General features: G+C 65.7%; 28 protein-coding genes. 8 read left to right on the top strand and 20 right to left on the bottom strand.

Features of this window, described 5'->3' with window-relative positions; translation table 11 throughout:
• Positions 1–177 precede the first annotated feature (177 nt).
• Positions 178–855: a class I SAM-dependent methyltransferase gene (locus CPZ01_RS08030; protein WP_096394237.1), complete on the bottom strand. Its 678-nt coding sequence runs from the start codon at positions 853–855 to the stop codon at positions 178–180.
• A gap of 66 nt (positions 856–921) precedes the next feature.
• Between CPZ01_RS08030 and CPZ01_RS08025 the strand changes: the two genes are divergently transcribed.
• Positions 922–1,365: a DUF2391 domain-containing protein gene (locus CPZ01_RS08025; RefSeq protein WP_096394236.1), complete on the top strand. Its 444-nt coding sequence runs from the start codon at positions 922–924 to the stop codon at positions 1,363–1,365.
• A 28-nt stretch (positions 1,366–1,393) separates the two neighbouring features.
• On the opposite strand, the gene CPZ01_RS08020 is transcribed toward CPZ01_RS08025, so the two are convergent.
• The gene (locus CPZ01_RS08020) at positions 1,394–1,969 is read right to left on the bottom strand and encodes a magnesium transporter (protein ID WP_096394235.1); all 576 of its coding nucleotides are present in this window, start codon (positions 1,967–1,969) and stop codon (positions 1,394–1,396) included.
• On the bottom strand, positions 1,966–2,538 hold the full coding sequence (locus CPZ01_RS08015; RefSeq protein WP_096394234.1) for a magnesium transporter: 573 nt from the start codon (positions 2,536–2,538) through the stop codon (positions 1,966–1,968). Before CPZ01_RS08015 ends, CPZ01_RS08020 begins: the two co-directional genes overlap by 4 nt.
• A 224-nt stretch (positions 2,539–2,762) precedes the next feature.
• On the opposite strand from CPZ01_RS08015, the gene CPZ01_RS08010 reads away from it, so the two are divergent.
• Complete coding sequence (locus CPZ01_RS08010) at positions 2,763–3,341, top strand: DUF7090 family protein (protein ID WP_096394233.1); 579 nt, start codon at positions 2,763–2,765, stop codon at positions 3,339–3,341.
• Between the two features lie 46 nt (positions 3,342–3,387).
• Here the strand turns inward: CPZ01_RS08010 and CPZ01_RS08005 are convergent, their stop codons facing one another.
• Complete coding sequence (locus tag CPZ01_RS08005; RefSeq protein WP_096394232.1) at positions 3,388–4,254, bottom strand: DUF7089 family protein; 867 nt, start codon at positions 4,252–4,254, stop codon at positions 3,388–3,390.
• Positions 4,254–4,343: a hypothetical protein gene (locus CPZ01_RS15790; RefSeq protein ID WP_463605020.1), complete on the bottom strand. Its 90-nt coding sequence runs from the start codon at positions 4,341–4,343 to the stop codon at positions 4,254–4,256. The genes CPZ01_RS08005 and CPZ01_RS15790 overlap by 1 nt, the downstream gene beginning before the upstream one ends.
• An 88-nt stretch (positions 4,344–4,431) precedes the next feature.
• Between CPZ01_RS15790 and CPZ01_RS08000 the strand changes: the two genes are divergently transcribed.
• The 3 genes from CPZ01_RS08000 (at position 4,432) to CPZ01_RS14990 (ending at position 6,348) form a co-directional block, all read left to right on the top strand.
• The gene (locus CPZ01_RS08000; protein WP_096394231.1) at positions 4,432–4,905 is read left to right on the top strand and encodes a hypothetical protein; all 474 of its coding nucleotides are present in this window, start codon (positions 4,432–4,434) and stop codon (positions 4,903–4,905) included.
• A 320-nt stretch (positions 4,906–5,225) separates the two neighbouring features.
• Entirely contained in the window at positions 5,226–5,879 is a 654-nt protein-coding gene (locus CPZ01_RS07995; RefSeq protein ID WP_096394230.1) for a SatD family protein, read from the top strand.
• 25 nt (positions 5,880–5,904) lie between these two features.
• The gene (locus tag CPZ01_RS14990) at positions 5,905–6,348 is read left to right on the top strand and encodes a hypothetical protein (protein WP_157745941.1); all 444 of its coding nucleotides are present in this window, start codon (positions 5,905–5,907) and stop codon (positions 6,346–6,348) included.
• A 191-nt stretch (positions 6,349–6,539) separates the two neighbouring features.
• On the opposite strand, the gene CPZ01_RS07990 is transcribed toward CPZ01_RS14990, so the two are convergent.
• The 6 genes from CPZ01_RS07990 to CPZ01_RS07965 all read right to left on the bottom strand — a co-directional run bounded on the left by CPZ01_RS07990 (position 6,540) and on the right by CPZ01_RS07965 (position 11,477).
• On the bottom strand, positions 6,540–7,721 hold the full coding sequence (locus CPZ01_RS07990) for an aspartate kinase (protein ID WP_096394229.1): 1,182 nt from the start codon (positions 7,719–7,721) through the stop codon (positions 6,540–6,542).
• Positions 7,722–8,026: 305 nt separating this feature from the next.
• Positions 8,027–8,668, bottom strand: coding sequence for an OapC/ArvC family zinc-ribbon domain-containing protein (locus CPZ01_RS07985; protein ID WP_096394228.1), 642 nt, complete (start codon positions 8,666–8,668; stop codon positions 8,027–8,029).
• The gene (locus CPZ01_RS07980) at positions 8,669–9,091 is read right to left on the bottom strand and encodes a DUF2073 domain-containing protein (RefSeq protein ID WP_096394227.1); all 423 of its coding nucleotides are present in this window, start codon (positions 9,089–9,091) and stop codon (positions 8,669–8,671) included.
• Positions 9,091–9,732 (bottom strand): Era-like GTP-binding protein, encoded by a 642-nt coding sequence (locus CPZ01_RS07975; RefSeq protein ID WP_017343511.1) that lies wholly within the window; start codon positions 9,730–9,732, stop codon positions 9,091–9,093. Before CPZ01_RS07975 ends, CPZ01_RS07980 begins: the two co-directional genes overlap by 1 nt.
• A gap of 257 nt (positions 9,733–9,989) precedes the next feature.
• A complete protein-coding gene (locus tag CPZ01_RS07970; protein WP_096394226.1) occupies positions 9,990–10,415 on the bottom strand; it encodes a DoxX family protein in 426 nt (141 codons plus the stop codon).
• Positions 10,416–11,477: a beta propeller repeat protein gene (locus tag CPZ01_RS07965; RefSeq protein ID WP_096394225.1), complete on the bottom strand. Its 1,062-nt coding sequence runs from the start codon at positions 11,475–11,477 to the stop codon at positions 10,416–10,418.
• 79 nt (positions 11,478–11,556) lie between these two features.
• On the opposite strand from CPZ01_RS07965, the gene CPZ01_RS07960 reads away from it, so the two are divergent.
• Complete coding sequence (locus tag CPZ01_RS07960) at positions 11,557–12,579, top strand: TatD family hydrolase (RefSeq protein WP_096394224.1); 1,023 nt, start codon at positions 11,557–11,559, stop codon at positions 12,577–12,579.
• A gap of 151 nt (positions 12,580–12,730) precedes the next feature.
• Here CPZ01_RS07960 and CPZ01_RS07955 read toward each other — a convergent pair whose 3' ends face one another.
• The 5 genes from CPZ01_RS07955 to CPZ01_RS07935 form a co-directional block, all read right to left on the bottom strand.
• Positions 12,731–13,219, bottom strand: coding sequence for a hypothetical protein (locus CPZ01_RS07955; RefSeq protein WP_096394223.1), 489 nt, complete (start codon positions 13,217–13,219; stop codon positions 12,731–12,733).
• Entirely contained in the window at positions 13,212–14,021 is an 810-nt protein-coding gene (locus tag CPZ01_RS07950; RefSeq protein ID WP_231899158.1) for a nucleotidyltransferase domain-containing protein, read from the bottom strand. The genes CPZ01_RS07955 and CPZ01_RS07950 overlap by 8 nt, the downstream gene beginning before the upstream one ends.
• Positions 14,022–14,678: 657 nt before the next feature.
• The gene (locus CPZ01_RS07945; RefSeq protein ID WP_096394221.1) at positions 14,679–14,951 is read right to left on the bottom strand and encodes a hypothetical protein; all 273 of its coding nucleotides are present in this window, start codon (positions 14,949–14,951) and stop codon (positions 14,679–14,681) included.
• A 124-nt stretch (positions 14,952–15,075) separates the two neighbouring features.
• Entirely contained in the window at positions 15,076–15,960 is an 885-nt protein-coding gene (locus CPZ01_RS07940; protein WP_096394220.1) for a fumarylacetoacetate hydrolase family protein, read from the bottom strand.
• Positions 15,961–15,990: 30 nt separating this feature from the next.
• Positions 15,991–17,346 carry an amidohydrolase family protein gene (locus tag CPZ01_RS07935; protein ID WP_096394219.1) on the bottom strand — a complete coding sequence of 452 codons (1,356 nt, stop codon included), beginning with the start codon at positions 17,344–17,346 and terminating at the stop codon, positions 15,991–15,993.
• A gap of 113 nt (positions 17,347–17,459) precedes the next feature.
• Here CPZ01_RS07935 and CPZ01_RS07930 point away from each other — a divergent pair, with 113 nt between their 5' ends.
• Positions 17,460–18,131 carry a TetR/AcrR family transcriptional regulator gene (locus CPZ01_RS07930; RefSeq protein WP_096394218.1) on the top strand — a complete coding sequence of 224 codons (672 nt, stop codon included), beginning with the start codon at positions 17,460–17,462 and terminating at the stop codon, positions 18,129–18,131.
• Between the two features lie 104 nt (positions 18,132–18,235).
• Here CPZ01_RS07930 and CPZ01_RS07925 read toward each other — a convergent pair whose 3' ends face one another.
• The 3 genes from CPZ01_RS07925 to CPZ01_RS07915 are packed head-to-tail and all read right to left on the bottom strand — an operon-like array spanning position 18,236 to position 21,125.
• The gene (locus CPZ01_RS07925; RefSeq protein WP_096394217.1) at positions 18,236–18,631 is read right to left on the bottom strand and encodes a PhlB family protein; all 396 of its coding nucleotides are present in this window, start codon (positions 18,629–18,631) and stop codon (positions 18,236–18,238) included.
• Positions 18,628–19,827: a thiolase C-terminal domain-containing protein gene (locus CPZ01_RS07920; protein WP_096394216.1), complete on the bottom strand. Its 1,200-nt coding sequence runs from the start codon at positions 19,825–19,827 to the stop codon at positions 18,628–18,630. Before CPZ01_RS07920 ends, CPZ01_RS07925 begins: the two co-directional genes overlap by 4 nt.
• Positions 19,827–21,125, bottom strand: coding sequence for a CaiB/BaiF CoA transferase family protein (locus CPZ01_RS07915; protein WP_096394215.1), 1,299 nt, complete (start codon positions 21,123–21,125; stop codon positions 19,827–19,829). Before CPZ01_RS07915 ends, CPZ01_RS07920 begins: the two co-directional genes overlap by 1 nt.
• Before the next feature lie 920 nt (positions 21,126–22,045).
• Here CPZ01_RS07915 and CPZ01_RS07910 point away from each other — a divergent pair.
• The gene (locus CPZ01_RS07910) at positions 22,046–23,929 is read left to right on the top strand and encodes a Cdc6/Cdc18 family protein (protein ID WP_096394214.1); all 1,884 of its coding nucleotides are present in this window, start codon (positions 22,046–22,048) and stop codon (positions 23,927–23,929) included.
• Positions 23,930–23,970: 41 nt separating this feature from the next.
• Here the strand turns inward: CPZ01_RS07910 and CPZ01_RS07905 are convergent, their stop codons facing one another.
• Positions 23,971–25,008: a S26 family signal peptidase gene (locus CPZ01_RS07905; protein WP_096394213.1), complete on the bottom strand. Its 1,038-nt coding sequence runs from the start codon at positions 25,006–25,008 to the stop codon at positions 23,971–23,973.
• Between the last annotated feature and the right edge of the window lie 125 nt (positions 25,009–25,133).

Here is a 25,133-nt window from a genome sequence, read left to right as displayed (position 1 = left end):
CTCCTCACGGCTGGGGCTTTGGAGGCACTCTCCAGCGATCCGCGGTCAACTATTTATAAGTAAACGGCCGGGGCTTTGGAGGTGATCGCCGCCGAACTGCGATCGGCTATTTATAAATAGACTACGCAGTTTTTGGAGGCAATTACCGCGCCGCCGCCGCCCATTTATAAACCCGGATCAAGGTGCCACGCCGACCGTCAACAGCGTCCCCCACGTGCGGTAGCGGTCGACCATCGCCTCGCGCGTCTCGTACCCCTCGGTCGGAAACTCCGAAGCCTCCGGAATCTCGGTCTCGCGGTCCGGGATCGCGTCCTGCTCGGCGACGTACAGCCCGGCCTCGCGGAACGCCTCGCGGTACTCGTCGCGCGACCACAGCGTCATCTCGACCGAGATGTTCTCCTGCCACGCGTGGGACGTCTCGCTCTCCTCGAAGTAGTTGACGGCGCAGTAGAACGTCCCGCCCGGCTTCAGCACCCGACGAACCTCTTCGAGCGTGTGGACAGGATCGCTCGCATAATAAAAGGCCTCCATCGAGAAGACGTGGTCGAGGGCGTCGTCGGCGAAGGGAAGTTCGTCGAAGTCGCCGACCAGGAACCCGACCGCGCCGTCGTCAGTGTACCCGCGGGCGTTGTTCGCCATCTCGGGCGCGCCGTCGAGGCCGTAGCCGCGGCCGATGCCGCGCTCGCGGAGCGCGCGGAGCGCGTAGCCCGAGCCGGTGCCTAAATCGAGGACCGCGTCGCCGTCCTCGACCGGCATCCGCGCCAAGACGTGTTTCGCGGTGTGCCAGTGTCGGTCCTCCATCCCGCGGTCCTTCCCGCTCGCCGCCCACTCGTCGAACTCCTCGCGAACGCTCATACCGGCCGAACGGGGAGAGCGGTGAAAAGCGGCGGTGTTTTACCGGCTCCCGTTCCGCTAGGGGGTATGAAGCGACCGCGAGCGCTCCGCCGCCCGAATTTCCGGGTGGCCGACATGGCCCAGCAGTCGGTCGGCGGCTTCCTGCTCGCGGGCCCGTTCGTCGTCACCGCGGAGGTGTGGGAGCTCGCCGCGGGGATGAACTGGATCCAGGCCGCCGTGACCGCCGGGCTCGTGGCGCTGATCGGGTACGCCGCGCTGTACCGGGCCGACACCGGCCGCGACGTCGACGAGGAGCCGGACCTCGTCGGGATCCCGACGCGGTTCGTCTCGCTGATGACGGTCGCGTTCGGCTCCGTACTCCTGCTCGCGCTGATCTTCGACGCGCCCCACACGTTCCTCGTCGAGGGCGGGATCGGCGACGGCGAAGTCGTGGCGACGACCGCGAAGGCCGTCGCCGTCGGCGCGGTGTTCAGCGTCGTCGGCGCCGCGACCGCCGACAGCGTGTTCTGATCGGCCCGCGGTTCGACCGGGACCCGACTCACAGCACGACCGAGACCACCGCGAAGAGGATCAACACCCCGGCGACGTCACAGAGGTTCGTCACCACGGGGATCGTCGTGTCGTCGGGGTTGAGCCCGACGCGGTAGGAGACCTCGACGGCGGCGACGCTGGCGACGACGACGAGGACCGCGAGCGCCAGCCCGGAGGCCAGCGAGATCAGCAGCACTCGGCCGAGTGCGAGCGACCCGCCGAGCGCGAGCCCGATCGCCCACGCGGCGACGCCGACGGCGCCGAAGACGGTCGCGGCGAGCGCGAACACCGCGCCCGCGTTCGCCCGGAGCGCGGGGTTCGACGGGCTGAGCTCGTAGGTCCCGAGGTACAGCTGGGTCGTGAGCCGCGAGCAGGTGATCGACGCGAGGTTGCCGGCCGTCCCGATCTGGACCGGCACGAGGACCAGGAGGGCTGGATACCGCAGCAGGACCGCCTCGTAGGTCTCTAACACGGTGCCGGAGACGAGCTGGAGCACCGACAGCGCGGCCAAGAGCGGGATCATCGTCCGGACGATCCGCCGTATCGACCACTCGTCGACGGGGGTCGACCGGGGCTCGGTCACGAGACGGCCCCCACGACGGCCACTCCGACGAGGAGGAAGAACACCCCGAACACGTCGCCGAGGGTCGTGACGACCGGCCCGATGACGTTATCGGGGTCGAGCCCGCGGCGGTAGCCGACGAAGATGACCGAGATGAGCACGGAGATCATCAGCACCGCCGAGAGGAAGCCGGCGACGACCATCACGCCGACCAGCTGGAAGAGGCTCCCGCCGTCGCCGAAGAGGACGAGCGTGAGGTAGGTGACGACCGCGATGAACACGGAGACGGTCATCCCGTTGAGGAAGGAGGCGACGACCGCGTTCGTGAGCCGGCGGTCCGGGCGGAACCGCGGCTCGATGAGCCCCTGGTGGAGCCCGGTCGAGAGCCGGGCGCCGAGCGAGCCGTACACCCCGCCGCGGGTGGCGAGGAACGCGGGCAGCAGCAGGAGGAGGCCGGGGACCTCCGCGATGTTCGCGCGCATCGTCTCGGAGGCGAGTATCGTCCCCGCGAACAGCCCGGCGATCAGGCTGACGGCGATAACCGGGAGCGCCTGCCGATAGACGTCGCGCGCGGTGTCGTGCCCGGGCATCGAACGCACCGACGGCGGGCGGGGCAAAAAAACCGACCGCCGCGTCGGAGCCGGCGTCGAGGGAGCGGTCCCGTGCGTGTCGGAATCTCCAAACGAAACGGTGGGGTGTGAGTGGCTGGCGCACACGACACCGGCCGACCGCGACGCGGGCGGCCCGGCCGCGTCCGACGGTCTCGGACGGCTCCGGCCCGCACCGTTAAGTCGGTCCGGCGAGTTCCGATCCCATGGACTACTCCCTCGCCGTCGAGAACGGGCCGGAGACGATACCGGGCGGGACCGGACTCCTCCTCGTCCACCCGAGCATCGGCGAGACGGACCGGATCGACACCGACTTCTTAAAAACCGACACCGACGCCTTCCTCGTCGTCTCGACGCGGACCACCGCGCGCGAGGTCGAGCAGAAGCTGGAGTACTACGACGTCGACGAGACGAAGGCGACCATCCTCGACACGCTCTCCGTCGAGCGCGGCTACTCGCGGCGCACGTCCGACGAGGTCTACTACGTCTCCGCGCCGGACGACCTCGACGGCGTCGTCGACCGCGTGGAGCGGTTCCTCACCGAGAACGAGGGGAAGCGCCGCGTCTCCGTCGACTCGCTCACCGAGATGGCGTACTACGCCGACGACGACGCGGTGTACGAGGCCGCCGCCGAGATCCTCGACCTCCTCGACGAGCACGACGCGGTCGGGATCTTCCACCTCTCCGAGGAGGTCCACGAGGTCGCGACGCTCGACCGGTTCCGCGAGCTGTTCGACGGCGTCATCGACCTCGACGGCGAAGGCAACGTCGTCGTCGACGTCTGAGCGGCGGCTTCGCCGCGGGCGCCCCGCTTTCGCTCCGGGGGGCTCGTCACTCCTCCTCGTCGACGAGCGCCGCGAACGTCTTCTCCGCCCACGCCACCGCGTAGTCCGCCCCGCGCTCCCGGTAGGCGGTCGTGTCGAGCGCGCCGTACGGCGCCGGGAGGTCGAGGTCGTGTTTCACCGCCGAGCAGGCGTACTCCGTCGCGCTCGGGAAGTCGGTCCCTCCGCGCGCGACCTCGCCCGAGAGGTCGCCCAGCCGGCCGGAGAGCCGCTCGCCGGCGTCGACCCACGCGTCGTAGAGGCGGGGGTACTCCCCCTCCCACGAGGTGAACTCGTCGCGCGTGTGGAGCCCGACCCACGCGTCGAACAGCGCGTTCGCGACCTGGAAGACGTCGGTCGGGCCGAACCCGGTGGTCGACTCGCCCGTCTCCGGGTCGGGACGGCGGATCGCGGCGTCGAGGTCGCGGTAGCGCTCGCCGAAGAAGGGGAGGAACGACTCGGGGAGGTCGGAAGAATTACTGCCGTTGACGGCCCCCGAAGCCGGCTCGCAGTCGATCTGGACCAGCCGCTCGGCGATCAGGAACGCGAGGAAGTCGTCGGGGGTCCCCTCCGCGCGCCGCTTGACGAGGACGGCCTGGGGGTCGGTCTGGGTCGTCCGGACGACCGTCCCGTCGCCGGGGAGCCCGACGGTGAACGGCGTCCCGGCGTGCTTCCGGAGCAGGTCGGGTACCGCTTCGGGAAGCCAGTCGGCGGGGTACGACGCGGGGTCGAGCGCGTCGACGAAGAGGCCGAGGTCCTCCGCGGCGGCCGGCGGGAGCGTCTCGAAGTCGGACTCGACGTCGAGGACGGGCGACCCCGGCGCGTAGCGGTCGCGGACCGCCGCGAGGTCGTCGTCGAGCGACCGGGACGAGAACATCAGGCGAGGACGTACGAGAGGACGATGAGCACCGAGAGGACGGCCGAGACGCCGACCGTTCCGACCACGATCTTCGTTGATTTGGACATGCGCGTTCCTGCGTCCGCCGGTCGTTAAAATCATCCGGTCGCGGCGAGCGTGCGGCGATTTTATGTCGCCCGGCGAGAGTGCGGAGGTATGCGAGTTCGTGACGCGGTCGAGGCCGACGCCGCGGCCCTGGGATCGATGACCGGCCGACCCGAAGGCGTCGTCCGGAACATGATCCACGACCGGTCGGTCCGGGTCGCGGTGACGGCCGAGTCGACCGGGCGCGACCCCGCGGGCGACGGGGCGAAACCGGCTGGTCGGAGCGCCGACGACGAGGCCGACACCCCGGTCGACGCGGTCGCGGGGTTCGTCGCGTTCGACGTGCGCGACGGGACCGTCCACGTGACGAACGTCGAGGGCGACCCCGACGCGGTCGAGCGCCTGTTCGAGGAGCCGGTGCGGTTCGCGACCCGGGAGGGGATGACGGTCGAGGCCGTCCTCCCGACCGACGGGACCGCGATCGACGCGGCCGAGGCCGTCGGGTTCGCGGGGGTCGGCTCGGGACCGCGGATCGAGGGCGCGCCGACGACGCGGTACCGGTTCGACCCCGAAGAAGGCGGCTGAGGGCCGGAGACGGATAAAATCCGGATTCAAGGGTCTGCTGAATAGAGCGCGTGAGTCTCGCACGGAACCGCGTAAGGATTCAACTGTTCCGGATCGGTCAACACAGAGAGTGTATACAACACTTTCGTGGTTATATAAAAAGAAAGTTGTGGAGAGTGGATGTGGAAGGAATATCTAACCGCGCTCAGAAGTATAAAGTATTGGACCATTCATAGAAATAACATTATCTCAAAGCCAATTTACCACCCAGATTTATATATGTGGAAGGGCCAGAATCAAAGGAAACATCTTAGAAAGGCAGTTTCAAAGAGAATGATTGAATGAATCAGAACGTGACAAAACAGTACTGCGTCGTGCTCGCGGATGTAGTAGATTCACAGAAAATAGAGGACAGAGAAGCGTTCAGAGAGAGGTTGGATACCGCAATTTCAGAGGCTAATCAGAGATATCAAGACAGTATGCGGGCCGAGTTTGACGTACTCAAAGGAATTGATGAGTTTGGAGCTGTTCTCAACTCGGTCAAACCAATTGCGGATATCCAGAAGATCTTCTCAAGAACTCTCTATCCAGAACAGTTCAGAATGGCGGCGGTCACTGATAAAATCGATGTGAACAAAGGAGCATCGGACATTTCTCAGATGGACGGGCCAGCCTTTGCAAGAGCCGATATAGTTCTTTTTGAGCTTGAAAATAATGAATTAAAGTTTCAATTAAGCGGAAACTCAGAATATATTGACACTCTGGTGTCTGACCAAATAAACCTACTTGAAATCATACGTTCTGAATGGGGAGATACGACGATGGATGTTGTCCGTCAATACGATAAATCGAAGAGTCAGTCGGAAATAGCAGAGGAAGCCAACATTTCGGCACAAACAGTATCTTACCATTTGAATAAATCAAATGTTGAACAGGTTTTGGGTGTAGAACGTAGACTCTCAAAAATCTTGGAAAATTATGACCAGATAAATTGATAATGCCTTTCCAGAAAATAATACTATGAACAGTTCGATATCATTCCAGGAGGCCGGCAACGGTGGTTCAATACTCATCCATGCTCTGAATCACCAAATTTCACTTATAATATTTATACTATTATGGTATATTTTATTACATTTTTCTAGCACTTGGGTAGTAAACTACGTATTCCGGTACGCGGGTGTTGAAATAGATGATGATCAGAAGGATACTGGAACTGCAATTGGCAAACTTGAGAATATTCTTATCCTCACACTCATGCTAATACAAGCATATACAGCTCTAGGAGTGATATTTGCGGCTAAATCAATTGTCAGGGCTGATGATATTGATACTGGGGACACCAGTTATTATTTAACAGGAACTATTGCAAACTTCACCTACTCAATTGTTATGGGCGTTTTGTTACATATATTGCTGTTGTATCTCACAAAGACAGATATAGCATCTTTCATCCCAACTTAAGAATAGTGGGGACACTGTCATAATACATTCACACGCGTATTCTATCGGCTGATTCAAGATCAAAATAGAGTAAATAACCTAGTTCCCGCGATGACTACACCCGCTGTATTCGGCAGCCGTTTCCTATCTGGTATGAAGGATTTCGACAGAGTCGAACTCGGCCGTCTAAGCGTCGAACAGGGACGTTTGACTCAGTCGAACCGGTCTTGGACGATTTCGAGCGCCTCCTCGCGGTCGTCCCAGTCGACGAACACCGCGACGGAGGTCGCGCTCGTGATCAGGTCGATGATGTTGATGCCGGCGTCCGCGATGGGGGCGATGATGTCCTGGATGACGCCGGACTGGTTGGGGAGCTCGCCGCCCGTGACGCGGATCACGGCGATGGGGTCGGCGACGGTGACCGAGGAGAGCGCCTCGTCGGTGACGACCGCCTCGTGGAGCAGCGCCTCCGCGGTCTCGGCGACGTCGACGTCGACGTAGAAGGTGACCGAGTCCATCCCGGAGGCGACCGCGTCGATGTTGATCTCCTCGGCGCGCAGCGCGTTCGCCAGCTCGGAGAGGATCCCCGGCCGGTTGCGGATCGCCCGGCCCGCGATGGTGAGACACGCCAGCGGCTCCTCGCGCATGTCGATCAGGCTCTCGAACTCGCCCTCGATCCGGGTGCCGCCGCGGAGCAGGTCCCCGTGCTGGTAGTGGACGACGCGGACGTCGAGGTCCTCGTCCTTGTACGAGAGCGCGGAGGGCGCGACCACCTCGGCGCCGCGGAAGGAGAGGTTGCGGAGCTCGTCGACGGTGATCTGGCCGACGTTGCGCGCGCCCTCGACCACCCGCGGGTCGCCGGTCATCACGCCCTCCACGTCGGTGACGATGACGACCTCGTCGGCGTCCATGTAGTTGCCGAGCATGACCGCGGTCGTGTCCGACCCGCCGCGACCGAGCGTGGTGACGTTGCCGTCGTGGTCCTCCGCGAGGAACCCGGTGATGATCGGGACGACGCCGTCCATTTCGGCGGCGATCTGCCGCGCGCGCTTCTTCGTCTCCGCGACGTCGACCTCGCCGCGCTCGTCCGTGATCACCGGCCAGTCGGGGTGCCCGGGTTCGAGGAAGACGGCCTCGACGTCGCGGACCGACAGCGCGGCCTTCAGCATGCGGACGCTGGTGCGCTCGCCCATCGAGACGATCTCGGCGCGGTCGGCGTCGTCCGTCTCGAAGGTGATGTCGTCGAGGAGGTCGTCCGTGGTCGACCCCATCGCGCTCGCGACGACCGCTATCTCGTGGCCGGCCGCGACCGCGCTCGCCACGGAGTCGGCCGCGCGCTCGATCCGGTCGCCGCTCCCGAGGCTCGTGCCGCCGAACTTGGCGATTACGCGCATGCGGCTACCTCGTCCGGAGTCCGAGACGCTCGGCGTCCGGGGTGCGGTCGGCGGCGGGCGAGCGGGACGGCGCGGCCCGGACCGCGGCCGGAGTCCCGGCCCGGTCGGCGGAATCGATCGGTAAACATGCGACTCCGTAGCGGAGGAAGCCGGATAACAGTATCCTCTTCGACAAGGGTCGCCCGAATCGACGGATCGACCGGATCGACGCCGCACAGACGGGAGAAACGAAACGCGCGATCAACGAGGCCGGTGTCGGGAACGAGTGGACGCGGGGCGTCGAGCCAGGAGGTGTCGGTCGGTCGTCACTCGTCCTGAATGCCCCACGCGTCGGGCATCTCGATGACGTAGCGGCCGTCCTCCTGGAGGGAGATGATGTACTCCTGTCTGTCGTACAGCTCCATCAGGTTGAGCTCGTACTGGCCGGGGCTGACGATGCGGATGCTCTCGAACTGGTCGTTGAGCTCGTCGCGGAGCGCGTCGATGCCCGGCTCCGGCCCCTCCTCGGCCGGCGGGGTCTCGGCGGGCTCGACGTCGCGGCTCGCTCGGTCGAGCTCGTCCGGCGACACCACCTCGGAGCGGGCGCTCGCCTGCGCGGTGTCCTCGTCGCTCCGGTCCGCGATCTGCTCCGTGCCGTCGGATTCGGCCGGGGCGTCGGCGCTCGCGGCGGCGTCGCTCGGCGTCGCGTCCGAGGGGTCGCTCGGCGTCGGATCGGCGGCGCCGTCGTCCGGCGTCGGCGCCGGCCGGTCCTCGGGAGTCGGCGGGGAGGGGTCGGCCGCGTCGGCGGGGGACCCGGACGCCCGGCCGCCCTCGTCGGCTCCGGCCTCCCCCGTCGCGCCCGCGGGCTTGAACTGGAACTTGTTCCCGCCGCAGTCGGGACAGCCCGACAGCATCTCCTTGGAGCCGTCGGGGAACGTCCGGCCGCAGGAGGTACACTGGTGGGGCATCTACTTGCGGGAGACGAGCGTGCTGATGAGGTTCTCGTCCTTGTGGAGGGTCTCGATGCGGTTCGCCGGGCCGATGACGGTGAGCTTCTGGGTCGACTCGCGGCCCATCAGCTTGTCGAGGAAGCTCTGATCGCCCGCCTCGGCCTTCGGGTACGTCTCGATCTCGATGCCCGTGAAGTCGTCGGGACTGATCTCGGTCATCGTCACCTCGATGAGCTTCGACTCCTCGTCCGGGGAGAGCCCCTCTTCGAGAATGACGATGTTGCCGTCGCGGACGCCGTCGAGGATGAGCCGGATCTTCTCCATGCTCGTGAGCCCCTCCATCCGCGCGCCGCTTATCATGTCGATCCGGACGCCGTCACCGGAGTCGTCGCCGTCGTCGGGGTCGTCCGCGGCGTCGACGTTGGCTTTCGGGCCGGCCATTAGCCGAAGTACTCCGCGATCTTGGTGTACACTTCGTCCATGTTGTCGCCCTCCAGCGCCGACAGCGGGATCGTCTCGTGCTGCGGGAAGGCGTTCGCGATCTGCTGGACGTCCGACCCCTCTAAGTCCGTCTTGTTCGCGAGGATGAGCGCCGGAAGGTCCTGCGACTCGATGATCCCGATCAGCATCGTGTTCACCTGCGTGAACGGGTCGGTGGTGGAGTCGAGCACGTAGATGACGCCGTCGACGTCCTCGCGGAGCCAGTGCATCGCCTCCGCGACGCCCTCGGTCGCCTCGCGCGACCGGCGGACGGCGTCGTCCTTCTCCATGTCGTGGTCGAGGAACTCCTTGTAGTCGACCTTCGTCGTCACCCCGGGGGTGTCGACGATGTCGATGGTGACCGTCCGCCCGTTGCGTTCGATCTCCACGTTCTCCTTCCGGCGGGCCCGGCGAGTCTCGTGGGGGATGTGGCTCTCTGGGCCGACGGCGTCACCCGTCCAGTCGCGTGCGATCCGGTTGGCGAGGGTCGTTTTACCGGCGTTCGGCGGTCCGTAGATCCCGATCCGCTTGGGCTCGTCGGCCGCGAACAGGCCGTCCGTGACCCGCGATATGCTGTCTCTGAGATTCGTGAGCAGTCCCATCCTGACCTCCAGTCCGTGTGGGTTACCCGAACACCGCGTTCGTTTCCGCGACGCCGTTCGATCCGACGCTCGACGCCCGTTCGGGGAATTACGGTAGGCTCCACGCCCCTCTCACTTAAGAACTGCGTCAGACATCCCGATCCGGGGGCTCGGCGGCGGACGAGGTCGAAATCGACGGAGGACGAAGGAAGTTACACAAATATTAAACGAAACCGCGGGCGGCCCGCGCCCGAGCGTTCCGGGACGTCGAGGCCGCGCTACTCCTCGTTGTCCTCGCTCGCGGCGTCGAGGAAGACGAGGGCGCCGCCGAGCAGCGCGAGGTTCTTCAGGAAGTTGATCTTGTTTCCGTGTCGCTCCTTCCCCTCCATCGTCCAGAAGTCGTGGATCGCGGGCGTCGTCCCGAGGAAGAAGACGACGAGCGCGCCCGCGGCCGCCCGCGGGAGCCGCCAGAGGACGATCCCGAGGTTGGCGACCAGCAGCATTCCGGTGACGAACGGGACGAGCACGTCGGGCATCGGGACGCCCTTCTCCTCGGCGACGGCGACCCGTTTGTCGTTGTTCCTGAACCCGTCGACGGCCATGTACGCGAGGACGCCGCCGTACAGCGAGCGGCCGAGCAGCGACGGCGCGTCGCGACCCCGGTCCGCATCCGACTCGTCGGGAGAACCGGTCTCGTCCGCCATTCAGACCACCTCGATCCGGCTGACGTTCGCGTCGACGCGGCCGACCGTCTCGTAGGTCGGGCCCTCGTCCCCCTCGCCGGGGAGGCGGCGCATGATCCGGCCCGTCACGTCGTCGCGCTCGTCGGGCACGTCGAAGAGGCCGGAGCCGCAGACCGCGTCGCCGTCGTGGACAGCCCACGTCTCGATTATCTCGTGGGGCTCGCCGGGGAACTCGACGCGCTCGAAGTCGCGCCCGAAGTTCGTCGACTCGAATAAGGCCACCTCGTGGTCGTCGTTCACCCACGCCGGGGGCGCCTCCTCGCCGCCGCAGAAGATCACCCGGCCGTCGTGGACGAACACCCGGCGGATGTACGAGAAGTCGTTGCCGACGTCGAGCCGCTCGAACGACTCGCCGGCGTCGGTCGTCCGCCACAGGCCGCCTTCGCCGACCGCGTGGCCGAGTCCGAGGTTCTCCAGATTGTGGTCGAGGTAGCCGGTGGTGACCAGCCAGACGTCCTCCGAGATGGGGAGGATCTGGTGGACGTCGTCGACGATGGCGTCCCGGTGGTCGGACCACGTGCGGCCGCCGTCGCGGCTGACGTGGATCCCGCCGGCCTCGACGCCCGCGATGAGGTGGTCGGGTCGACCGGGGACCGCTTCGAGCGCTCGCAATCGGGCGTAGTGGGGGTCGATCGGCGACTCCCAGTGGCCGCGGGAAGGCAGCTCGCGGAACCCCTTCTGCTCGGTCCACGTCTCGCCGCCGTCGACCGAGCGGAAGACGTAGGGGTCGTTCGTGCCGGCGTACAGCGCGCCGTCCGCGGTCGCGAGGATCGACCACACCTCGCTGGTCCCGGCGTGCCAGAATCGGTCGCCGAGGGGGACCTCGAGGTCGGTCCACGTCTCGCCGCCGTCGAGCGAGCGGTACGCGCCCGTCGAGGCGGCGACGAAGACGCCCTCGGTGTGGTCCCACGACTTCACGGCCGTGACGACCCCGCAGTCGAGGACGGGGTCGAGCTCGTCGCGCTCGAAGGGGACGTCGTCGGCTCGGTACAGCCCGGAGTCTGTCCCGATCAACAGTGTCATATCCGAGAGTGAGTCGGAGGGGCAATAAAGTTTTACCAATCTGTAAAACGCTAAGTGGCCGGGGGACGACGGTGGAGGCATGACCGCGCCCCAGGCCACCGCGCGCCCGACGGACGCCGCGTACCTCGACGAGTCCGAGTCCGAACCCGACCTCCCGACCGAGCTGCTGAACCTGCCGTGGATCGACCCGCACAACCACGCGCACACGCTCTCGTGGGAGGACCGCGAGCGGTACGCGCTGTCGGGGTGCCGGTCGATGGTGATGGTGTCGTCGGGGTATCACTGGACCCCCTACAAGCCCGTCGAGGCGAGCGACATCCGCTTCCTCTGGGACGACGCGATCAACCGCCGGCGGGCGATCGAGCGCAACCACTTCTTCGAGGCGAAGCTGAGCCTCGGCGTCCACACCGGCGTCCGGATCGAGGACCCGGACGAGCTGCTGGCCGCGATGGACGACTACTGCGCGCTCGACGAGGTGGTCGCGGTCGGCGAGACGGGCGTCGTCCCGAGCCAGCACGTCGAGCGCTGGGACGTCGACGAACAGCAGGCGGTCGTCGGGGCGCAGATGGAGCTGGCCGCCGACCACGACCTCCCCGTCCTGCTCCACACGCCGAACACGACGCCCGACGCGAAGCGGGAGTACCGCGACGACCTCGGCGTGACCCCCGGGTACGAGAAGAACGCGGGCCTCGGCACCGACCCGGTCCTCGACGGCGAGAACCCGGCGCTGGAGGCCGTGAAGCGCGACGTGGGGGCGGCCGCCGACGCCGGCCTCGACGAGGAGCGCGTGGTCGCCTCGCACGCGGACGCGAACAACACCGAGTACCTGATGACCGAGACGGACTGCTACCTGAGCTACACCATCGGCCACTCGTGGCTTGTCGGCGTCGACGCCGCCGACGTGGCGAACGCCATCGACGAGTACGGCCCGGAGCGGATCATGATCGACACCGACACCGCGAACGTGCTGCGCACGGACCCGTACGCGGTGAAGCGCGCGATATTCGAGCTGTACCGCTACGGCATCGACGTCGACGACATCCGGACCGTCGTGTACGAGAACCCGCGGGACGTGTTCGGGCTGGCGGAGTCGGATATTTAAATGAGTTCGCGGTACGGTGGCATCGCCGGCGGCTCTGAGTCGTCTTTAAGAGGCGCGACACGCCTCGGTGTGTGCCCGGGAGCCGGCCGTGAGACGACCGTGCGAGCGGGTCGCGAACGAAGAGAGCGACGAGGACTGCGGTTCGAGGGAGCTACCCCCGACAGGGACACTCGTGTGACACCCGAGTCACGTCGACGAGGTGTCGGTGGATACCCCCGGCCAGCCCGGACATTGTCTCGGCCTGTTCCTTCGTCGCGATGCCGAGCCTGTAGTAGGTCTCCGTTCGGTTCCGGTTCCACAGCTCGGCGAGGTCGTCCCCGAAGGCGTCGTCGTAGAGACCGATCTCGGCCCCGCGTTGGTAGAGCCGTCGGTGGCTGCTGATGACCTCCGAGGGCGACATCGCTCCGTCGTAGATCAGCCGGAACTGAATCGTGCGCTCGATGGCGACGAACGCCGACTCGATTACGACCGTGTAGTACCCCCGGTCGAGGAGGTTCGATCCGACCTCCAACAGCCGGCAGGCACGGCGAAGTTGGACCAGCTCCGCGTCGTCGACGTCCAGACCCTCCTCGATCGTTCCGGGACTGCCCTCGAAGCTCCGCTCGGCCTCCGCCAATCGATCCCGGATATCGTCATTCATCGCTGTACACCTCAGTTCGGAGCTCTGAGAGGCGGTCGGAATCGACCAACGTGATGCCGTCGTCGAACTGGGGACGGAGCTCGTCGCCGATTCGGCGGACGCTGTCCGTCGATTCGACGAGCGGCTGGTAGGTGTAGCGGTTCCCTTCGAACCGTCGGTCCTCGAGGTCGCTGACGATCGACTGGACGGTCCGACGAGCGGCCGTTCGGTCCCCGTCGACGACCACCAGTAGGTCGATGTCGCTGGTCCTATCCGCTTCCCCCCGAGCGACGCTGCCGAATAGGACGACACCGACTACCCCGTCCAGCTCCTCTTGGGCTCGTTGGAGGAAGGCCCGGACCGGGTGGTGGAACTCGCTCTGCGGGATCGAGAGAATCGGATCCGGTTTCGTGAGCCGCTCGCGGTTGATCCGGACCTGCCGGGTCCGACCGTCCCGTGCCGTTTCGACGACATCAAGCTCGGAAAGCAGCTTCACCGCCTTCGAGATCGTCCCCTGATTCGCTCCCGTGAGACCCGCGAGTTCGCTCATCGAGTACGCCGCGTATGGCTGATCGATGAGAACCGCAAGAACGTCCTCCATCGCTTGGTATCGAAACACCCGATCCTCCGGAAATGGATATCGCAGCTCTATCGAGATCGACTCTTTCTTATTAGGCATACAATTCCCATTACGAAACAGTGTCAAAACTCTGCCGATGAACTGGGTCGAGTAGGACGGACTGCCGCGGTTAGAATTCGATGTTTCAGGCACGTTGTCCTCAAAAAGTGGCGTATTCCGAGTGGTTCCGATCTGTACGAACATAGCGACGAGCGAGAACGGGAGTGAGTATCGCAGATCGGTAGCAGCGATTCAGTATTTAAATAGTCGCCAGCGGTTCCGACGGTCGCTTATAAACAGCCGGCGGTGGCGTCGCCGGCGGCTGCCAGAGGCGCGTCGCGCCTCGCTGCGCCTGCGAGCGGCCGGAGCGAAGCGGAGGCCGCGAGCCAGTCCGCGAGGGACGCGGTGAGCGAGGGGCGACCGCAGGGAGCCCTGAGCGAACCGCGAGGCTGGGGAGGTGTGAGGCTGCGGTGCTGTGCGGTACGGGGTGGGACTCAAAGGGGCAGTCGCGAGGGCGACGTAGGCGTTCACGAGAGCTTTGCTCTCGTGAGCCAATCAGAACGCGAAGCGTTCTGATGACGACGCAAGCACTGGAACGAGGGAGCGAACGCAGTGAGCGACCGAGTGAAGCGCGTGGTTCGAGAGAGCGGAGCTCTCTCGTCATCACGAAAGGCGCACTGCGCCTTTCGAACGACAGCGAGCGTACGGCACCCTCGCGACTGGGGCTTTGGAGGAACTCACCGCCGATCTGTGATCAACTATTTATAAATGAACGGCCGGAGCTGTAGAGGAATTCGCTATACGGGCTCCGTTGAAATTCTCGGCAGAGAAGCTGTTCCGATTTCGGTCAATCGAGGCCACTTAAAAATCAGTCACCACAGGGAGTACTGTTCCGAGAAGAGTCAAACAGGCAGCACCGACCAACGCCAGAAGGACGATAGGAGAGGCAGTGAACTCTTCTGGGTCGGTTTGAAGCGATTCGTAGCCGGCGACGGCGAGCATTCCAACCCCACCGATCGCCATGAGCAGTATCGGGATGCTGCGATCGCCAGCGGCGACCGACGCTACCGCTGGCCCTCCCATCGAGGTTCCGATTACGGCGAATGAGCCGGTGTAGAGATACAGATCTTCCATTGGCGGTGTAACAGCACGAGGACACTTGTAGCTTGGTTAGGATGTACGAACGCGTCCGAAGAACCCAGCTTCAACGGGGCCGCCACGCCGGCGATCATTTATAAACTCCGACGAGCCGAGAAGTCTACTCCGTCTCGAACTCGGTCGTGAGTTCGCCGACGCCCTCGACGCCGATAGTAACGGAATCGCCGTCGCCGAGCAGCACGGGGGGCTCGCGGTAGACACCGACGCCGGGCGGCGTGCCCGTAAAGACGAGGTCGCCGGGTTCGAGCGTGAACGCCCGACTACAGAAGGATATCAGCTCGTCGACGCCGAAGATCAGGTTCTCGGTCGACGACTCCTGGAGGCGTTCGCCGTTGATCTCGGCGAAGATCTCGAGGTCGTGGGGGTCGTCGATCTCGTCGGTCGTGACGAGGTCGGGACCGGTCGGGGCGAAGGTGTCGAGGCTCTTCCCGCGGACCCACTGACCGTCGCCGTGCTGGAGGTCGCGCGCGGAGACGTCGTTGCCGACGGTGAAGCCGGCGACGTGGTCGAGGGCGTCCTCGGGGTCGACGCGGCGGGCGCGCTCGCCGATCACGGCGACCAGTTCGGCCTCGTAGTCGACTTTCTCCGTGTACTCGGGGTCCCACCGGACCGCGTCGTCGGGGCCGACGACCGAGGTGGGGAACTTCGAGAAGAGGACGGGTTCGTCCGGGATCTCGTTGTCGCCCTCCTCGGCGTGGTCGCGGTAGTTCAGCCCGACGCAGACGACCTTCTGCGGGTCGTCGACGGGGGCGGCGCGGTGGAGGTCGGCGGGGTCGCGGACGCCGACCCCCGTCTCCGCGGCGTGTTCGACCGCGAGGTCGGCCTTCCGGCGCCACTCCCAGTCGGCGAGGAGGTCGCTGGTTCGGTCGGGCACGTGGATTCCGGCGGCGGCGCCGGCCTCGGCGAGGTCGACCACGCCGTCGTCGGTCGCGACGCCGGGCCACGGTGTCTGTTCGTCCGTCGTTCGGTATTGTCCGATTCGCATGTGAAGTGTGGGTGTCGTCGGTCAGTGACGTTACAGGTCGATCCCGGCCTCGTCGAGGAGGCGCTCGCCGGAAGCGACGAAGCGGTCGAACTCCTCGTCGACCTTCGGGTTCGTCAGCTCGCCGTCGCGCTTGACGACCTCGCCGTCGACGAGGACGGTGTCGATGTGCGAGGGGTCGGTCTGGAACACGACGGTCTGGACCGGGTTGTGGCTGGGGGCGGTCATGAAGTCGTCGGCGTCGAACAGGACGAGGTCGGCGCGCTTGCCGGGCGTGATCGTTCCGATCTCGTCGTCGAGCCCGAGCGCCTTCGCGCCCTCGATCGTGGCCATCTCTAAGGTGTCGCGCGCGGAGATGCTCACCTCGGTGACCTCCTCGTCGCCCTCCAAGACCGCCTGGTTGTCGAACATGCGCTGGAGCTGCAGCCCGATCCGCATCTGGCTCCCCATGTCGCCGCTGACGTTCGAGCAGACGTCGACGCCCCACGCCGGGCGGCCGCCCGCTTCGAGCACCTTCCCGGTGACTGGGATGCCGTGCCCCATCTGCATCTCGACCTCCGGCGTCGAGGAGAAGGAGACCCCCTGCTCGACGGCGTGGTCGATGTCCTCCTGCGTGAAGTGGTTCCCGTGGGCGACGTTGACGTCGGGGCCGAGCATGTCCTCGATGGCGCCGAAGCCCTGGTAGTCGTCGCCGTACTCCGAGGACGGCCACAGCGCCGCGCCCATGTGGATCGTCGAGAGGACGCCGAGGTCGCGGGCGAGTTCGAGGTCTTCCCGGGCGGTCTCGGGGGTGCAGAAGTCCGGGCCGCGGAGCCCGAGCGCGAGGCTGAGCAGGTCGTCGTCGCGGATCTTCTCCTCGTGGAGGCTCCGGATCTTCGCCTCGGGGAGGCCGACGTCGCTCTCGTACCACCACTTCGCCGCGTCGTCGCCCGGCGGGCCGTAGGTGTAGACGGCACGCAGGCCGGTGTCCTGCAGCGCGTCGACAGCGCGTTCGCCGTGTTCGAGCGTGTTGGGGTACGACCAGTCGAGCGCCGTCGTCGTCCCGGTGTAGAGCTTCTCGAAGGCGCCGTAGAGGCCGCCGAGATACATGTCCTCGGGCTGATAGAGCCCGGTGATGTTGCCGAGCATGTGGTCGAAGTACTCGCCCATGAGTGACCAGTCGCCGGCGATCCCGCGTACCTGCGTCTGCGCGAGGTGGATGTGCGAGTCGACGAAGCCGGGGACGACGATCTTCCCGGACGCGTCGATCTCCTCCGCGTTCGACGCCGCAAGCCCGGTTCCGACCTCTACGATTTCCCCGTCCTCGATCAGGACGTCGGCCTCCTCGAACTCACCCACGTCCGGGTCGAGCGAGACCACGGTCCCGTTTCGCACGATCGTCTGTGTCATGTTCGATAATAGGGTTTGACCAAGAGGTTAAAACTTTACCGGACGGTAAATGACTGGGCAACGTAGGTCGAGAGAGGCAATCGTATTATGTACCTCACACGTAGAGTGTCAGTATGAGCGAATCACAGGGCGGATCGGCGAAAGAGTCCGCCGAGTCCCCGAGCGAAAACGTCGACGGCGGCGACGAGACGGTGTCCTCCAAGGACACGAAGGAGGTGATCATGGAGGCGACGTTCCGCGCGCTGAGCAAGCACGGCTACAAGGACCTCCGGATGCGCGACATCGGCGAGGAGATGGACCTCACGCGGCAGGTGATCCACTACCACTTCGACGGGAAGTACGACCTCATGTCCTCGTTCCTCGAACACATCATCGACCAGTACGAGGGGAGCGTCGTCGTCGACGGGGACGCGGACCCGCGGACCGAACTGCGCGCCCGCGTCGATCAGTGCCTGTTCGGGCCCGAGTTCGAGGAGTTCAGCCACTGGGACCGGATGAAGGTGTACCACGAGCTGTACACGCAGGCGCAAAACGACGGCGACCACCGCGAGGTGTTCAACGAGCACTACGACCGCCTCCGCGGCAGCATCGTCGAAGTCGTCGAGGAGGGGATAGAAGAGGGCGTCTTCCGCGATGTCGACGCCGAGCGGATGGGTCAGCTGGTGACCGATGTCATCCACGCCGCGCGCGGGCGCCGGATCTCGCTCGGTCACGAGGACGCGCCCGAGGAGGCCCGGAAGGCGATGGACGAGTTCATCTTCGAGTCGCTGGAACGGACGGAGTAGCCGGGCAGTCGCCTTTTTCGGCCGGTGTTTCCCGTCGAGATCGATTTTAGGTCGAGACCAGTTTCAAGCCGAAATCGGTTTCCAGTCGAAATCGGTCCCCGTCGTCAGGAGTTGTCGACCGCGACGAGCCGCGGGTCGGTCCGCTCGCGTTCGTCGCGAAGCCGGTGAGAACCGTCGAATCGAACGCGATCACCGGGAGACAGGTCGCCGTCGGCGGCCTGCGCGATCAGTTGGACCTCGTCAAACCGGACCAGCGCGAGGTGGTTCGGCGCGCGGACGTCCGGTGGCGTGGTCTCGACCGTCGTCGTCGCGACGACCGCCCCCGTTTCGAGTCGAACCGTCGCGGCGTCGCCCGCCGAGCGGTCGCACTCCGGACAGCGGCGTCGGTCGTAGTACCAGCGTCGCCCGCAGTCAGCGCAGGCGAAAGCGTGGTCCGCGGGAAGGTCGCGGTCGGTGGCTATGCCGGGTTCTTCCGGAGGAGTGTCGTTCGAATCCGTCACGCGCGCAACACCGTACAGACGCTGTTGTTCCCGAACCCGGCGACGTTGATCGCGAACGCCGTCTCCGCGCCGTCGACGCGGCGGCCCGCGGGGAGGTCCCCCCGCAGCTGCCACACGAGTTCGACGATCTGCGAGAGGCCGGTCGCGCCGAGGGGGTGGCCGCGGGCCTTGAGCCCGCCGCCGGGGTTGACCGGGAGGTCGCCGTCGAGCGCGGTGTCGCCGTCGAGCGTCGCCTCCCACGCGGTCCCGGGCTCGTAGAAGCCGAGCTCTTCGAATTCGATCAGTTCGAGGACCGTGAACGCGTCGTGGATACAGGCGACGTCGACGTCGTCCGGGGCGATTCCGGCGCGGTCGAAGACGCGCTCGCCGGCGGTCCGGACGGAGTCGATAGAGAGGGGATCCGGGCGTTCGGCGACGGCGTGAGTCCCTGTCGCGCTCGCGATTCCGGCGACGGCGGGGGAGACGCGGTCGGCGTCTCTCTCGGAGGCCGAGGAAGGGCGGTCGGCGTCGGCCCGAGTCAGCAGGACCGCGGCGGCGCCGTCGGACATCGGACAGCAGTCGTACAGTCGAAGCGGCGCGGCGACGACCGGGGAGTCGAGCGCGTCCGCGACGTCGATCGACTTCCGGAACTGCGCGACTGGGTTGTCGACCGCGTTAGCGTGGTTCTTGGCGGCGACCGCGGCGAACGCCTCGCGGGGCGCGTCGTGACGTTCGAGGTAGGCGCCGGCGGCGAGGCCGCCGAAGGAGGGGAGCGTGACCCCCTGCGCGTACTCGCGGCGGTGGACGAGGCGGCTGATCGCCTCGGTGACGTCCCGCGTGTCGCCCGCGGACATCTTCTCGGCGCCGACGACGAGCGCGGCGTCTGCGTCGCCGCTCCGAAGGGAGGCCACGCCGCGGTGGAAGGCGCTCGCGCCGGTCGCGCTCGTGTTCTCGATCCGGTCCGCCGAGGCCCCGTCGAGCCCGAGCGCGGCCGCGAGCGCGTTCGCGAGCCCCGTGCTCTCGTCCAACGCCTCGGCGAGGGCGTTGCCGAAGTGGAGCGCGTCGACATCGGCCGGGTCGACCGCGGCGTCCGCGAGGGCGCGCTCGGCGGCGGTGGCGGCCAGGTCCGTGAGCGAGCGCCCCGAGTCGCTCTCGAACGGCGTCATACCGACGCCGCTGACGCGGACCTCGGTGGAGTCGGTCGCAGACGACGCCATCAGTCGTCAGCGTCCGCGTCGTCGCCGAACACGCCCAGCTCCGCGAGGCGGTCGATCTCGGCCTCCGAGTAGCCGTGCTCACGGAACACCTCGCGGTTGTGTTCGCCGAGCAGCGGCGGCGGAAGCTCGAAGCCGCTCTCGGCGTTGCGGAACTTGAGCGGGTGTTCGATCACGGGCACCTCGCCGAGTTCGGGGTGTTCGATCTCGGAGACGGTGCCGCGGGCCTCGATCTGCGGACTGTTGAGCGCCTCCTCGACGCTGTACACCGGACCCGCGGGGACGCCGGCGTCCTCGGCGATGACCTCGATCCACTCGTCGGTCGTCTTCTCGGCGAGGGTGGCCTCGATTTCGGCTTCGAGCTCGTCTAAGTGTTCCACGCGGTCCGCGTTCTGCTCGAACCGGTCGTCCTCGGGGAGGTCCGGGCGGTCGAGCGCCTCGCAGAGCTCGCCCCAGAGCTTCTCGTTGAGGATACAGATGTTGATGAACCCGTCCTTCGTCTCGAACGTCTGGTAGGGGGCGAGGACGGGGTCTTTCGTCCCCATGCGCTTCGTCTCCTCGCCCGCGAACACCATCCCGGCCTGCTTGGTGAGCCACGGGAGGGTGGCCTCTAACATTCCGAGGTCGATGTACTCGCCCTCGCCGGTCTGCTCGCGGCGGTAGAGCGCGGTCGTCGCGCCGAAGGCGGCCCACATCGCGGTGATGAGGTCGGTCATCGGGAGGCCCACTTTCACGGGCTGCCGGTCCGCCTCGCCGGTGACGCTCATGATCCCGCTCATCCCCTGGATGAGGAGGTCGTAGCCGGATCGCTCGCGCCACGGACCGGTCTGTCCGAACGCCGAGATCGCGAGGTAGATCAGGTCCTCGTTGTGGTCGGTGAGCGTGTCGTAGTCGACATCGAGCCGCTCGGCGGTGCCCGGGCGGAAGTTCTGGATGAAGATGTCCGCCTCCTCGACGAGCTCGTACAGCGCCTCCTTCGCGTCCTCGTTCTTCAGGTCGAGTTCGAGGCTCTTCTTCCCGTAGCTCAGCGTCCAGTAGTACGGCGACTCCCCCTTGATGAACGGCGGGCCGGAGTGGCGGACCGCGTCGCCGTAGCCGGGCTGTTCGATCTTGACGACCTCCGCGCCCTGGTTCGCGAGCATCGCCGAGCAGAAGCCGCCGGTGACGAACGTCGAGAGGTCAAGGACGGTGACGCCGTCCAAGATTCGTCCGGTACTCGCGGGACCCTCGGTTCCGGTGTCGTCAGTTCTGGTGTCGTCAGTTCCGGTGTCGTCAGTTCCGGTGTCTCCGGTATCGGTCATCGGACCACCTCGCTCGGCGTGCGGAATCGCTTCATAGGTGAGTATACAGTTCGTTTACCGGATGGTAAAACTATCGGCGTCGACCGTGATATTCGGTGGCTGGGCGCTGTCGGTCGGAACGGTCCGGCGGTGGAGTGCCGACTGGCAGGACGTGACGTCGGTCTATCGAATATCGTTCGGGAGCCTCCCGCGCCTTTGTGGAGCCCCCCACCCCTTTGTTTCGGGTGGAACCCACAATCTGCCGGGGGGTGAGGTCGGTGCTGGAGGTCGATCTAGGTCCACCAAGATAATTCCTACTCGATCTACAAATAAAACAACTACACCAACACAAATATATTCTAGAGAGGATTGTCGAGGGTACTGTTGTATGGTTTGTATTATAAAACTACCGCTATTATAATCCGGCCTCCAACCCCCACCACCCTGTTTCGACGTTCCACCCGAAACAAAGGGGTGTGGGGGTCTCCCCGATCGAGTCGACACGACGGAACGGGAAATCGGGTGTCGAAGTCGATGGATCGAAACTGTCCAACGGAACTGCCGGTCTGAGTACGGGTAGTCACGGGCGATAACGAGCCTAAGAGGTCAGCCGCTGATACGGCTGAAGCCCGCCACACCGTAGGAACCCCTTCAAAAGCCAACGATATCTCCACGCTTGCCGTTCCTCTTCTCTCGACTGTTCGACCGGTTCGACCGTCCCACCGATCAACCCGAACCGCCTCGCGATCGCCCCGACATCTCGTGCGAGGGGGACGTTTCAACTCCAGAGAGGAACACTTTTGTACCATCTCTTCATCTGGTTCGACTGTATCAACTGGACGTGGTCGGTCTCGATTTCGACCGCGAATGCGTATTTCCGACGGGAGACGGCGTCTCAAGCGACATATCTGGCCGTCTCCACCTGAAACAGAGGGGTTCACATGGACGAAGGCGATCACACACCGCGGACCGACGGCGGCATCGACCCGGACGACGACGACGAATCGGACCACAGCAGCGACTCCGAGGACTCGTCGCCAAGTCACTCTTCGACTTCGGACCCCGACAGCTTCGGCGTCGAGGGCTCCGGAACCGACGAGTTCGAGGACGGCGCTTCAGCGGCTGAGGACACCGATATCGAGGATTTCGATCCCGACGCTCCAACCGAAACAGTGCCCGACAGTCCGACCGAAGTCGACTCCGACGACCCAATCGAAACCGACCCCGATACCGACCCCGACGTCGACGACGGATCCGATCTCGATACGCCGGACGTCGACTCGATCGAATCGGACGCCGACACGGCTTCCCTCTCGACCGACGCTCGACCCGAAACGGCGGGGCTCGACAACGGCGGTCGCGACCGCTCGTCGCCCGACGTCGACTTCGACGGCGTCGTCCTCGACGACGACGAAGACAACCAGGGCCTGTTCGACGACCTCCTCTCGGGCGAACCGATCTTCGAGAACAAGGAGGTCCTCCGCCCTTCGTACACCCCGCACGAGCTCCCGCACCGCAACGACCAGATCAACCGGATGGCGACGATCCTCGTCTCCGCGCTCCGCGGCGAGACCCCCTCGAACATCCTGATCTACGGGAAGACGGGGACCGGGAAGACCGCCTCGGCGAAGTTCGTCTCCCAGGAGCTCGAGTCCACCTCCCAGAAGTACGACGTCCCCTGCGAGGTCGAGTACATCAACTGCGAGGTGACCGATACACAGTACCGCGTCCTCGCCCAGCTCGCGAACACGTTCATCGAGGAGAACCAGGCGGTGATCGCCGACCGGCTGGAGCGCCTCGAAGAGCTCCGCGCGGACGCGGCGAACGCCGACGAGACGGCCGGCCAAGACGCGGCAGCCGCCCTCGCAGACACCGAGTTCGACTCTGTCGACGAGCTCGACGAGCGCATCGAAACCCTCGAAGACGACGCCGACGAGATGGAGGAGGTCCCGATGACGGGGTGGCCAACCGACCGCGTCTACTCGACGTTCTTCGAGGCGGTCGACTACCACGAGCGCGTGGTCGTGATCATGCTCGACGAGATCGACAAGCTCGTCGAGAAGAGCGGCGACGACACCCTCTACAATCTCTCGCGGATGAACTCCGAGCTCGACCGCTCGCGGATCTCGATCATGGGGATCTCGAACGACCTGAAGTTCACCGACTTCCTCGACCCCCGCGTCAAGTCGAGCCTCGGCGAGGAGGAGATCGTCTTCCCGCCGTACGACGCCAACCAGCTCCGCGACATCCTCCAGCACCGCGCCGACACCGCGTTCAAGCCCGACGCGCTCACCGACGACGTGATCCCCCTCTGCGCCGCCTTCGCCGCGCAGGAACACGGCGACGCGCGCCGTGCGCTCGATCTCCTCCGCACCGCCGGCGAACTCGCCGAGCGCTCGCAGGCCGAGATCGTCGCCGAGAAACACGTCCGACAGGCCCAAGACAAGATCGAGCTCGACCGCGTCGTCGAGGTCGTCCGCACCCTCCCCACCCAGAGCAAGATCGTCTTATTCGCCGTCATCCTCCTCGAAAAGAACGGTGTTCACAACATCAACACCGGCGAGGTGTTCAACATCTACAAGCGGCTCTGCGAGGAGATCGACGCCGACGTCCTGACCCAGCGGCGGGTCACCGACCTCATCAGCGAGCTCGACATGCTCGGGATCGTCAACGCCGTCGTCGTCTCGAAGGGCCGCTACGGCCGGACGAAGGAGATGGGCCTCTCCGTGCCCGTCGAGGAGACCGAGGCGGTCCTCCTGTCGGACTCGCGGCTCGGCGACATCGAGAACGCGCAGCCGTTCGTCCAGGCGCGGTTCGACAACTGAGCCAGCTCGGGGTTGTCACGCCGCCGCTGTCCCGGCGAGCGTCACGCCGCCGGGGCGGACGAGACGAGTGCCGACTCCACCGCCGGGAGGGCGCTCCCGACCGTCCGCGTTATCGCCTCGTTCAGCTCTACCTGTCCCGTCGCGATCAGCCGGATGTAGCCGAGATACGGGACCCGGAGGCGGGCCACGCCGTTCACCCATTCGGCCCTGACGGGCGGCGAGAGGCCGCTGGCCTGGTCGTAGGCGCCGTTGTTGTCGCCGAGGGTGATGTACCCGTCGTGCGGCGCCGGACAGTTGGCGAGCGATCCGCAGTCGACGGCGTTGTGATACTCCGGGTTTGCGCGGTCGTACCAGTTCTCGCCCTCGGTAACGTGGAACATGGCCCGGTGGATGATCGGCGACCCGGTCCGCCCCGGGGGCGTGTATATCATCACCGACCCGTAGGACCCGAACGTCCGGTAATCGACCTCTTGGCCCACCTCGTGGGTGACGACCCCGACGCCGTTTTCGGCCGCGTCCGGCGCGAGCCGCCCGGGCTCGGTGACGAACACGAGGTCGCCGACCTGCATGTTCGGCTCCATGCTCCCCGACTCGACGGCGACCATGGGCGGCCACACGCCGCTGACGCCGAACAGCAACAGTCCGATCAGGAGGACGACGCCGACGCTCGCCAACATCTCCCGGATCCACATCAGCGCGCCCTCCCGGTCGTGACGGAACCGGTGTAGAAGCGACTCGTCGGCGGTCGTCGTCTCTTCCGTCTCGAACGCGGGACCTCCCACCGATTCCGGTGCGCCCTGCGCTTCGCTCCCGATGTCGGATTCGCCGGAAACAACGGCTTCCCCGGATGATTCGGGCTCGTCCCCGAGGTCGACTTCGCGCCCGGTCTCGGGACCGTCGCCCGAGCTACCGGAGACCGCGCGGTCGGATTCGTCGGGAACCCCGTCATCCGTCCCGTCGTCCGCCCCGTCGGGACCCCCGTCATCCGACCCGTCGGATGTCGCCCCTGAGTGATCTTCGGTTCGCTCGTCTCGACCGGCCGACCCGTCGGTGTCCGTCGGCCGATCCCCTTCGTCCATTACGTCGCCTTTGGAGGGTTCCGTTCATAAGCTTCCGGGTCGCGCGGATTCCGCCCTCGCTCGCGGCCCCACACGCTCGCCCCTCCGACGTCTCCGGAACGGTTTTGCCCGCGACCCTCCTTTCG

It is taken from the genome of Halorubrum trapanicum, assembly GCF_002355655.1.
Lineage (GTDB): Archaea > Halobacteriota > Halobacteria > Halobacteriales > Haloferacaceae > Halorubrum > Halorubrum trapanicum_A.
This window is presented reverse-complemented; position numbering and strand designations above follow the sequence as displayed.

Excerpts from the sequence above, each read along its gene's own strand:
- CPZ01_RS08030 (WP_096394237.1), bottom strand. The coding sequence starts at position 855 with ATGAGCGTTCGCGAGGAGTTCGACGAGTGGGCGGCGAGCGGGAAGGAC.
- CPZ01_RS08025 (WP_096394236.1), top strand. The coding sequence starts at position 922 with ATGAAGCGACCGCGAGCGCTCCGCCGCCCGAATTTCCGGGTGGCCGAC.
- CPZ01_RS08015 (WP_096394234.1), bottom strand. The coding sequence starts at position 2,538 with ATGCCCGGGCACGACACCGCGCGCGACGTCTATCGGCAGGCGCTCCCG.
- CPZ01_RS08010 (WP_096394233.1), top strand. The coding sequence starts at position 2,763 with ATGGACTACTCCCTCGCCGTCGAGAACGGGCCGGAGACGATACCGGGC.
- CPZ01_RS08005 (WP_096394232.1), bottom strand. The coding sequence starts at position 4,254 with ATGTTCTCGTCCCGGTCGCTCGACGACGACCTCGCGGCGGTCCGCGAC.
- CPZ01_RS15790 (WP_463605020.1), bottom strand. The coding sequence starts at position 4,343 with ATGTCCAAATCAACGAAGATCGTGGTCGGAACGGTCGGCGTCTCGGCC.
- CPZ01_RS08000 (WP_096394231.1), top strand. The coding sequence starts at position 4,432 with ATGCGAGTTCGTGACGCGGTCGAGGCCGACGCCGCGGCCCTGGGATCG.
- CPZ01_RS07995 (WP_096394230.1), top strand. The coding sequence starts at position 5,226 with ATGAATCAGAACGTGACAAAACAGTACTGCGTCGTGCTCGCGGATGTA.
- CPZ01_RS14990 (WP_157745941.1), top strand. The coding sequence starts at position 5,905 with ATGAACAGTTCGATATCATTCCAGGAGGCCGGCAACGGTGGTTCAATA.
- CPZ01_RS07990 (WP_096394229.1), bottom strand. The coding sequence starts at position 7,721 with ATGCGCGTAATCGCCAAGTTCGGCGGCACGAGCCTCGGGAGCGGCGAC.
- CPZ01_RS07985 (WP_096394228.1), bottom strand. The coding sequence starts at position 8,668 with ATGCCCCACCAGTGTACCTCCTGCGGCCGGACGTTCCCCGACGGCTCC.
- CPZ01_RS07980 (WP_096394227.1), bottom strand. The coding sequence starts at position 9,091 with ATGGCCGGCCCGAAAGCCAACGTCGACGCCGCGGACGACCCCGACGAC.
- CPZ01_RS07975 (WP_017343511.1), bottom strand. The coding sequence starts at position 9,732 with ATGGGACTGCTCACGAATCTCAGAGACAGCATATCGCGGGTCACGGAC.
- CPZ01_RS07970 (WP_096394226.1), bottom strand. The coding sequence starts at position 10,415 with ATGGCGGACGAGACCGGTTCTCCCGACGAGTCGGATGCGGACCGGGGT.
- CPZ01_RS07965 (WP_096394225.1), bottom strand. The coding sequence starts at position 11,477 with ATGACACTGTTGATCGGGACAGACTCCGGGCTGTACCGAGCCGACGAC.
- CPZ01_RS07960 (WP_096394224.1), top strand. The coding sequence starts at position 11,557 with ATGACCGCGCCCCAGGCCACCGCGCGCCCGACGGACGCCGCGTACCTC.
- CPZ01_RS07955 (WP_096394223.1), bottom strand. The coding sequence starts at position 13,219 with ATGAATGACGATATCCGGGATCGATTGGCGGAGGCCGAGCGGAGCTTC.
- CPZ01_RS07950 (WP_231899158.1), bottom strand. The coding sequence starts at position 14,021 with ATGTTCGTACAGATCGGAACCACTCGGAATACGCCACTTTTTGAGGAC.
- CPZ01_RS07945 (WP_096394221.1), bottom strand. The coding sequence starts at position 14,951 with ATGGAAGATCTGTATCTCTACACCGGCTCATTCGCCGTAATCGGAACC.
- CPZ01_RS07940 (WP_096394220.1), bottom strand. The coding sequence starts at position 15,960 with ATGCGAATCGGACAATACCGAACGACGGACGAACAGACACCGTGGCCC.
- CPZ01_RS07935 (WP_096394219.1), bottom strand. The coding sequence starts at position 17,346 with ATGACACAGACGATCGTGCGAAACGGGACCGTGGTCTCGCTCGACCCG.
- CPZ01_RS07930 (WP_096394218.1), top strand. The coding sequence starts at position 17,460 with ATGAGCGAATCACAGGGCGGATCGGCGAAAGAGTCCGCCGAGTCCCCG.
- CPZ01_RS07920 (WP_096394216.1), bottom strand. The coding sequence starts at position 19,827 with ATGGCGTCGTCTGCGACCGACTCCACCGAGGTCCGCGTCAGCGGCGTC.
- CPZ01_RS07915 (WP_096394215.1), bottom strand. The coding sequence starts at position 21,125 with ATGACCGATACCGGAGACACCGGAACTGACGACACCGGAACTGACGAC.
- CPZ01_RS07910 (WP_096394214.1), top strand. The coding sequence starts at position 22,046 with ATGGACGAAGGCGATCACACACCGCGGACCGACGGCGGCATCGACCCG.
- CPZ01_RS07905 (WP_096394213.1), bottom strand. The coding sequence starts at position 25,008 with ATGGACGAAGGGGATCGGCCGACGGACACCGACGGGTCGGCCGGTCGA.